The sequence below is a fragment of the Absicoccus sp. genome, from assembly GCF_034090965.1.
Lineage (GTDB): Bacteria > Bacillota_I > Bacilli_A > Erysipelotrichales > Erysipelotrichaceae > Absicoccus > Absicoccus intestinalis.
The window spans coordinates 1-9,481 of record NZ_JAXDRQ010000006.1 but is presented as its reverse complement, the minus strand read 5'-3'; the positions used below and the strand labels follow the sequence as shown (position 1 = coordinate 9,481).

The following is a 9,481-nucleotide window of genomic DNA, read 5'->3' as shown; positions in this document are numbered from 1 at the left end:
ATGTATAAGATTCTAAAAAAAGAGGTGTTGAATCCTACCGTTACCAAATTGGTCGTGGAAGCACCTTTTGTTGCGAAACACGCAAAAGCTGGACAATTCATCATTTTGCGTGTTGACAAAGATAGCGAACGTATTCCGTTTACGATTGAAGATGCCGATCCTGCAACCGGAGCCGTCTCGATCATCTTCCAGATCGTGGGTGGGATGACCATGCTTCTAAACACGAAAGAAGAAGGCGACTTTATCCATGATTTCGTGGGTCCTTTGGGCAAACCAAGTGAAATTGATGGAAATAAGAAAGTAGCGATCATTGGAGGTGGCGTAGGCTGTGCCATTGCGCTGCCAACGGCCAAAGCCTTTCATCAAGCCGGAGCCCAGGTCACTTCGATCACCGGATTTCGAAACAAGGATCTGGTCATCCTGGAAGATGAATTCCAAGCCAACAGTGATGCGTTCTATTTGATGAGCGATGATGGAACCGCCGGAGAAAAAGGGCTTGTCACAAACAAGCTGGAAGAATTGATCCAATCGGGACAACAATTTGATGAAGTCGTTGCGATCGGACCATTGATCATGATGAAGTTTGTGTGTCTGACCACCAAGAAATATGAGATTCCAACTGTCGTCTCGATGAACCCGATCATGGTCGATGGAACTGGCATGTGCGGCTGCTGCCGATTGAGCGTTGGTGGCCAGATGAAATTTGCGTGTGTAGATGGACCAGACTTTGACGGACATCAAGTCGATTTCGATGAAGCGATGTCTCGCAATAAGACCTATGCGGATTTTGAGGCGCATGCCCGCGAAAAAGCATGCAACCTGTTGAAAAAGGAGGTTGAGTAAGATGGCCAATATGGAGCCCAAAAAGACACCGATGCCAACGCAGAAAGCGGATGAGCGCAAGAACAATTTTGAGGAAGTGGCTTTAGGCTATACGGAAGAAATGGCCGTTTACGAATCGAGCCGCTGTCTCAACTGTAAGAATCCAAGATGCGTAGCGGGATGTCCGGTCAATATCCATATTCCTGACTTCATCGCCAAAATCGGGGAACACGATTATGAAGGGGCCTATCAGATCATTTCGCTGACCAGTTCCTTACCAGCTGTATGCGGTCGTGTTTGTCCGCAAGAAAGTCAGTGTGAAAAAGTTTGTATTCGTGGCATCAAAGATGAACCAGTTGGCATTGGCCGTTTGGAACGTTTTGTAGCCGATCATCATCGTCAATACAACAACACCAAACCGGAAAAGCCAGAATCCAATGGACATAAAGTGGCCATCGTTGGAGCGGGACCTAGCGGTCTGACCTGTGCTGGGGATCTTGCCAAAAAAGGCTATGAAGTCACGATCTTTGAAGCGTTGCATGAAGCCGGCGGGGTATTGATGTATGGCATTCCTGAATTCCGTCTGCCAAAGTCCATCGTCAAAAATGAGATCGATCAATTAAAAGAGCTCGGGGTAAAGATCATCACGAACTTTGTGGTCGGTCGCAGTGATACGGTCGGTGCATTGATGGAAGAAGATGGCTTTGAAGCCGTATTCATTGGTTCCGGTGCTGGCCTGCCACGCTTTATGAACTTACCGGGTGAAAATTTAAAAGGAGTATTCAGTGCCAATGAATTCTTGACCCGGATCAATTTGATGAAGGCGTATATGCCCGATGCGAATACGCCAATCTATCATCCAAAGAAATGTGTGGTTGTCGGTGGCGGCAATGTCGCTATGGATGCGGCGCGATGTGCTCGTCGATTGGGAGCTGAAGTTCATATCGTCTATCGTCGAAGCATGGAAGAATTGCCAGCACGTAAAGAAGAAGTGGAACATGCCCAAGAAGAAGGTATCATCTTTGATTTGTTGAACAATCCAGTCGAAGTACTGGGTGATGAGAATGGCTGGGTATCGCATGTGAAATGTATCCGTATGGAACTGGGCGAACCGGATGAATCCGGCCGAAGAAGACCGGTACCGATCGAAGGCAGTGAATTTGAGATCGAAGCCGATTGCATGATCATGGCCATTGGTACCAGTCCGAATCCATTGATCCGTTCCACAACGGCAGGATTGGAAGCCAATCGAAAAGGATGTCTGGTCGTGGATGAAAATTTGATGACGACCAAGAAAGGTGTCTATGCTGGTGGAGATGCAGTCACAGGGGCTGCCACTGTCATCAGTGCAATGGGGGCTGGCAAACATGCGGCTGCTTCCATTGATGCGTATTTATCGAATCAATAGGTTGTTATTTTGGTCATATATTTTTATTTTACTTTATCTTTTCAAAACTAAGATATGTGTTATAATTATACGCGATAGGAGGTTGTTCCATGGGATTTATGGATAAGATTCATGAATTTGTCAATCCAGAAATGGAAGATGACGAATACGAAGATGATGAAGAAGTGGTAACAGGTGCTGAAACGGAAGAAGAAAAACCAGAAGCTCAAAACCGTTATGAGCGCCCAAAAAACCGTGCGAATACAAATGCTTTGAGTGCAAGCACCAAGATGGTTCTATTTGAACCCCGTGGATTTGGTGAAGTAGAAGAAGTTGGTACACGTTTAAAAGAAGGACGTGCTGTTGTAGTTAATTTACATAAATTGGATCGTGATTATGCACAACGTACAATTGATTTTTTGACAGGTGTTGTTTTTGCGTTAGATGGTAAAATCCAAAAGATCGGTCAAAATGTTATTTTATGTTCTCCAGCAGCTATTGATGTAGCTGGATCCATTTCAATCGACGATACGGACGATTTTGACGAAGAATAACCATTTCAATCAAAGAGGTCATGAGGAATTTATCGCAAAGGTAAAGGATAATATCCAGTTATCTTACGTGCGATATCAACCGGTCGTGACCTCTTTTTTAACGCCTTCACAAGCTCAAATGCTGCCATCGATCGTTGGAAAGTCCATGATTGTGTATATGTCTGGAGGATATGCACAAGCCCAACGAAAGGTAGCTTGTATCAGTCCTTATGCTTTGGAAGACGTGGATTTTTCCGTTGTTTGTCTTGTGTCAAAATACGATGCACGCTATAAAGAATTAAAACATCCAGATGTATTAGGAGCTCTATTGCACCTAGGGATCAAACGAGATCAGCTAGGGGACATTCTTGTGGATGCGCATGAAATTGTGCTTTTTTGTACTTCACATATGGCTGATTTTATTATTGATTCTTGTACGAAGATTGCCCGGTGTCCGATTCATTTTGAAAGAGATGATGACCACATCGTTAATGGTATTTCTTTTGAGGAAATTCGAGTCAATTGTTCCAGTTTACGAATGGATGCGATCGTCGCGCAACTGGCTCATTGTTCGCGTACAAAAGCGTCGAAACTGATTGCTTCCGGATTGGTAAAATTGAATGATGTCGTTCTTGAAGAAAATGTGCAATTATGCGATAATGATTACGTTTCAATACGTAGGGTAGGGCGATTCCAATTCAATGGCATACTCGCTATTTCAAAGAAGAATCGTTTGATCTTAGGTTTTTTGAAATTTCAATAGCGACGATAAAGACACGTTATATGAATGGAGCTATTCAGAGAACAACGGATGGGTGAGAAGTTGTATAGAAAGTTCATATAATATCACTTTGGAGCTAATGATTGGAATTAAGTACAGTCATTCGTAGGGCTTGCGTTAAAAGCATTGAGTGATCAAGTTTAACTTGGTAACTAAGGTGGTACCGCGTTCAGACGTCCTTAGAAGGGGCGTTTTTTTTATGGAAGGAGACAAATATGGACTACAAAGACACGTTACACATGCCAAAAACGGACTTTGAAATGCGTGGAAATCTAGTAAAGAAAGAGCCTAAATTTCAAAAACGTTGGCAAGATATTGATTTATATGGAAAGATGTTAGAAAAAAGAAAGGATGCTCAACCATTTGTGTTGCATGATGGTCCACCCTATGCGAATGGAGATATCCATTTGGGACATGCTTTAAATAAGATCTTGAAAGATGTCATCAATCGTTCGAAATATATGGCTGGATATCAGGTTCCTTATATTCCCGGATGGGATACACATGGATTACCGATAGAAACAGCTGTAACCAAAGCGGGTTATGATCGAAAGAAAATGGGCATTGCTGAATTCCGTAAGATTTGTCATGATTATGCGTTAGAACAAGTTACTCGTCAAAAAGCTGGTTTCTTATCTCTAGGATCCATTGGCGACTATGATCATCCATATATTACCTTACAAAAAGAGTTTGAAGCCAAACAAATTGAAGTATTTGGTAAGATGGCCTTGGATGGTTTGATTTATAAAGGATTAAAACCAGTGTATTGGTCACCTAGTAGCGAAACTGCTTTAGCTGAAGCTGAAGTGGAATATAAAGATATGAAGACCCCTACCATCTATGTCAAATTTAAAGTTAAAGATGGTAAAGGTTTGTTAGATGAAGATACTTATTTCGTCATTTGGACAACAACTCCTTGGACCATTCCAGCCAATCAGGGTATTTCCTTAAATCCTCGTATGACCTATGCCGTGGTCGATACAGATAAGGGCAAACTGGTCATGTTGGAAATGCTGGTGGATCAATTATGTAAAGATTTTGGATGTGAGCGTTATGAAATCATCAAGACCTTTAAAGGACAAGAAGCGGAATATATCACATATGAACATCCACTGTATGCCAACGATCCAACGCATGTCAATGCAGAAGGGATTGTCATGTTAGCGGATTATGTCACAGAAGATGCAGGTACGGGTTGTGTTCATACTGCCAGTGGTTTTGGTGCGGATGACTTCTATACGGTTCATTCCCGTTATAAAATGGATGTATTGAACAATGTCGATGATCAAGGACGATTGACAGAAGAAGCCGGAGAAGAATTGGCTGGACAATCGGTTTGGGATGCGAATAAAACGGTTACGGTCAAATTGGATGAATTGGGTGTCTTATTGAAATTAGCTTGGTTGACACATAGTTATCCACACGATTGGCGTACAAAGCAGCCAATCATTTATCGTGCAACTACACAGTGGTTCTGTTCAATCGATAAAATTCGTGATCAATTATTAGATGAAATTGATCATGTAGAATGGATCCCTAGCTGGGGTCAACAACGGATGCATAATATGATTGCCGATCGGGATGACTGGTGTATTTCTCGTCAACGGGCTTGGGGTGTGCCAATTCCAATCATTTATGGAGAAGACGATACGCCATTGATGGAAAAAGAAATCTTTGATCATGTGGCTCGTTTGGTTGCGGAATATGGCTCCAATGTTTGGTTTGAACGCGATGTCAAAGAGTTGTTGCCGGAAGGATATACATCTGAACATTCTCCAAATGGTCAATTCCGTAAAGAAATGGATACCATGGATGTTTGGTTTGATTCCGGTTCAAGTCATACAGGAGCCATGATGGCAAGAGGCCTAGGCTATCCGGCTGATTTATATTTTGAAGGCTCTGACCAATATCGTGGATGGTTTAACTCCAGCTTGATCGTTGGTACTGCGGTTCATGGACATTCTCCATACAAACAATGTTTGTCACATGGATTTGTCATGGATGAAAAAGGCGTGAAGATGTCAAAATCGCAATGGAATGCGGTAGCACCAAGTCAGATCACAAAGAAATATGGGGCTGATGTCTTACGTTTATGGGCTGCCAGTGTGGATTATCAAGCCGATGTTTCCATGGGAAATAAGATCATGAAACAAATGGCAAACCAATATCGTAAGATTCGTAATACCATGCGTTTCTGTATGGCCAATCTCGATGCTCAAACATTTACGAAAGAAAATTGTTTGCCTTTCAATACATTGGCACCATTGAATCAATATATCCTGGTTCGTTTACAACAGACCATTGCGGATGTGGAATTAGCGTATAAAGAATATCGTTTTGCGGATGTCGTATCCACTTTAACGAATTTGATGACCAATGAATTATCGGCTTACTATATGGATTATACAAAGGATATCTTGTATTGTGATGAAACCGATAGCCGTGATCGTCGTGAGGTACAAACGGTTCTATATACGGCAACCGAAGTTTTAGCCAAATTATGGACACCAATTCTTCCACATACCATGGAAGAAGTCAATGACTATATGAAGTGGAATGATGTTTCCATTCAATTGGAAGATTTCCCAACCTTGACTTTGGACTTTGATCAAGAAGCTTTATTAAAAGATATGGATGTCTTATTTGATCTTCGTAAAAAAGTCTTGAAAGCATTGGAAGATGCACGTAATGAAGATATGATTGGTAAAGGACTTGAAGCGCAATTGATCTTGCATTTAAACGAAGAAACCAAGACAGTATTGGATCGAACGGTTCCAAATCCGGCACAATGGTTTATCGTATCCAAAGTAACGTTGGCGGATGCAGGTGATGAGGTTGTGGTTGCGAAAGCCGATGGACATGTATGTCCTCGTTGCTGGAATGTAACCGAATCGGATCATGAAGATGGCTTATGCGATCGTTGTCATGAAGTGATGTCAAAATAATTGGAAAAAGCTATGCTTTTGCATAGCTTTTTTTATGGAGTCTTTGTACCCTATATGGAAGATGCGTGACCATCCCACTTTGGCGTATTTATCATCAAAGGGCAAAGAAGTGCGAAGAGGAAATAAGGAGGGAATCGAGAAAGAATAGAAAATGAGTATTCGTTTCAACAATGATGAAGATAGAGACGATCATACTATAAATAATAAGAATTTCCTAAAACATCGGTTCATGAGCATCAATAAAAAAAGTACCTCAATTTGAGGTACTCATTCGATCATTTATTGTCGTTCTCTAACAATCCGAAAACCATGGTTGTATAAATCCGTTTTGATCGTGTTCAAATGATCTTTATTTCTGGTTTCTACCGTAATCTTAAGGAAACAGTCATTGATGGCTAAATCTGGATCGGCATTGTCATAGTCGACAGCAACCACATTGCCACCATTATCAGCAATGATTTTTGATACATCTGTAAGTTGACCTGGTTTATCGGTTAATTGAATGATAAAGCTTGTTTTACGTCCCGAAAGCAATAAACCACGCGTAATGACACGGTCAATGATATTCACATCGATATTACCACCAGAAACGATGCAGACGACGTTTTTATCTTTCAATGGGATCTTATTGAACATGGCTGCGGCTACAGATACCGCACCAGCACCTTCCGCAACAACTTTTTGTTTCTCTAATAACGTCAAGATCGAAGCGGCAATCTCATCTTCCGTTACGGTAAAGATATCATCGACATAGTTGGAAACAATTTCAAAAGGAATATCACCTGGATGTTTAACTGCAATGCCATCTGCAAATGTATTCACCGTATCCAAGGTGATTTGTTTGCCTTCATGAAAAGAACGATACATACTTGGTGCATTGGCTGCTTGGACACCATAGATCTTAATATCAGGTTTCATGCTCTTGGCCGCAAAAGCAACACCAGATATCAATCCACCACCACCAATTGGAACAACAATGGCATCGACGACATCAAGATCTTCTAAGATTTCCAAGCCAATCGTTCCTTGACCGGCAATGACATCTTCATCATCATAAGGATGAACGAAGGTATATCCTTTTTCTTCGGCCATTTGTGCCGCTAGGGCATAGGCTTCATCATAAGCCCCTTTTGCTAGACATACTTCAGCCCCATAACTCTTGGTTGCTTCAATTTTAGAGATAGGTGCATTATCTGGCATACAAATGGTACATTTAATGCCTTCTTGTTGTGCAGCCAAAGCTACACCTTGAGCGTGATTGCCAGCACTGGAAGCAATGATTCCACGTGCTTTTTCTTCGTCGGTCAAACGAGAAATCTTAAAATAAGAACCACGAATCTTAAACGATCCCGTACGTTGTAAATTTTCTGTTTTCAAATAAATATGGTTGGTATTGCTTAAATCGAAAGCAGGAATTACAGATGTCTGACGAATAACTTTTTTTAAGACATTTTTCGCCGAATAAACTTTATCAATTGTTAGCATATTTATCTCCTTGTATACCGTTTTATTATAGCATAAAATGATATAATAGACGTGTAAAATAGAGGAACGTATATATGAACATAAAAAACTGGAATTTAGCTTTAAGAACGCTTACGATCTTTCGTCATCTGCAAGATGATCAAGTCTTTTCATCCTTTATGAATGTATTAGAAACCGATCGGGCAGATACCGAAGCTTTCATTGAAAATTATTGTGCTTTTGTATCGAATCTTTATCAAAAGAATACCAATTGGACGGAATATCTCTATCAATGGATCCTGAATGATGAAAATGTATATGTTCATCAAGTAGCCACTCAACGAAAGGTTTCACCAATGATTCAAGCAACGGTCAAACACGAACTGATGCTTTTAGAAAAAGTATCTCAATTGACCAGTCAAGAATTATTAAAAACCATCGATTACTCGGGATTTTTGCCCCAATGGGAAACCAGTTCCATCAATTTTTATCCTTCTTATCAAAAATATTTGGAAGACTTACCCTATCGTGGCTATGGCATGTTCAGCAAGTATCGGGCATTCTGTATTCAAAATGGGGAACTGGTTGGTGTGTCTCATCCAGACCCGCAACGACTCGCCGATTTGATTGGATACGAAAGAGAAAGGGAACAAGTAATCAAGAATACCTTAGGTTTCTTGCAAGGCTTGGATGCCAATAATGTCTTATTGTATGGCGATGCCGGAACTGGTAAATCTTCTACGGTCAAAGCCATCGTGAATGAATATTATCAAAAAGGATTGCGCTTGATTGAGATCAAAAAAGATCAGTTGTATGTTTTACCGGACATCATGGATCGTTTGGTGGACAATCCCTTGCATTTTATTTTGTTTATCGATGATCTTAGTTTTAAAGAAAATGATGATGATTTTATTGCCTTAAAGAATATTTTGGAAGGCGGTATCGCGCACAATCAAAAGAATTGTGTAGTTTATGCAACGAGCAATCGACGTCATTTTGTACAAGAAAACATGAGAAATCGTGATGGCGGTGAAATTTTCCGTAATGATTCCATCCAAGAAACTATGAGCTTAGCTGCTCGTTTTGGCTTAACTGTCACCTTCAGCAAGCCGTTAAAAGATCTATATCTGGAAATTGTCATGCAGTTAGCAGATTCGTACGACATTCAAATGAATCGAGATGCACTCGCCATCAAAGCAGAGGCGTATGCGATCCGTCATAGTGGTCGTAGTCCAAGGACCGCCAAACAATTTATTGAATCTACCAAAATTGAAGAGAATACAAAAAACGAAGGCCCAAGCCATGATATGACCCCTGTCAAGTAGACAGCGAAAATATCCAAAATAACTACCAAGCAAGGTCAATTCGATTTGGCCTTGTTTTTATTGTTGTGCTTGTTCCTGTTGCTTTGCTTTGCTCTTCTCAATCTTTTCCCAGAATCGTTCTATTCTTCTATTTGGTGCAATTGGATATTGTTCCGGTGTATCTGCAGCCAGTGCTTCCTGTCTTACCTGATATGCAGTCTTCCCATGAAAACGTTTCTGTGGAT

At 41.0% G+C, this 9,481-nt stretch carries 7 protein-coding genes and 1 other annotated feature; of the genes, 6 read left to right on the top strand and 1 reads right to left on the bottom strand.

What is annotated here, in order from left to right; all coding sequences use genetic code 11:
- The 5 genes from SOS22_RS00685 to ileS form a co-directional block, all read left to right on the top strand.
- Window positions 1–843, top strand: an 843-nt coding sequence (locus SOS22_RS00685) for a sulfide/dihydroorotate dehydrogenase-like FAD/NAD-binding protein (RefSeq protein WP_320596009.1), incomplete at its 5' end; no start/stop codon positions are given.
- 1 nt (window position 844) lies between these two features.
- Window positions 845–2,230: an NADPH-dependent glutamate synthase gene (gene gltA / locus SOS22_RS00680; protein WP_320596008.1), complete on the top strand. Its 1,386-nt coding sequence runs from the start codon at window positions 845–847 to the stop codon at window positions 2,228–2,230.
- An 89-nt stretch (window positions 2,231–2,319) separates the two neighbouring features.
- Window positions 2,320–2,763, top strand: coding sequence for a cell division protein SepF (locus SOS22_RS00675; protein ID WP_370659488.1), 444 nt, complete (start codon window positions 2,320–2,322; stop codon window positions 2,761–2,763).
- Window positions 2,750–3,505: a YlmH/Sll1252 family protein gene (locus tag SOS22_RS00670; RefSeq protein WP_320596007.1), complete on the top strand. Its 756-nt coding sequence runs from the start codon at window positions 2,750–2,752 to the stop codon at window positions 3,503–3,505. Before SOS22_RS00675 ends, SOS22_RS00670 begins: the two co-directional genes overlap by 14 nt.
- Window positions 3,499–3,707, top strand: a binding site (T-box leader). (Overlaps the previous gene by 7 nt.)
- 31 nt (window positions 3,708–3,738) lie before the next feature.
- Window positions 3,739–6,468 (top strand): isoleucine--tRNA ligase, encoded by a 2,730-nt coding sequence (ileS, locus tag SOS22_RS00665; protein WP_320596006.1) that lies wholly within the window; start codon window positions 3,739–3,741, stop codon window positions 6,466–6,468.
- A 279-nt stretch (window positions 6,469–6,747) separates the two neighbouring features.
- On the opposite strand, the gene ilvA is transcribed toward ileS, so the two are convergent.
- Window positions 6,748–7,953, bottom strand: coding sequence for a threonine ammonia-lyase (gene ilvA / locus SOS22_RS00660; protein ID WP_320326701.1), 1,206 nt, complete (start codon window positions 7,951–7,953; stop codon window positions 6,748–6,750).
- A 74-nt stretch (window positions 7,954–8,027) separates the two neighbouring features.
- Between ilvA and SOS22_RS00655 the strand changes: the two genes are divergently transcribed.
- Window positions 8,028–9,257 (top strand): ATP-binding protein, encoded by a 1,230-nt coding sequence (locus SOS22_RS00655; protein ID WP_320326702.1) that lies wholly within the window; start codon window positions 8,028–8,030, stop codon window positions 9,255–9,257.
- The last annotated feature ends 224 nt before the right edge of the window (window positions 9,258–9,481 follow it).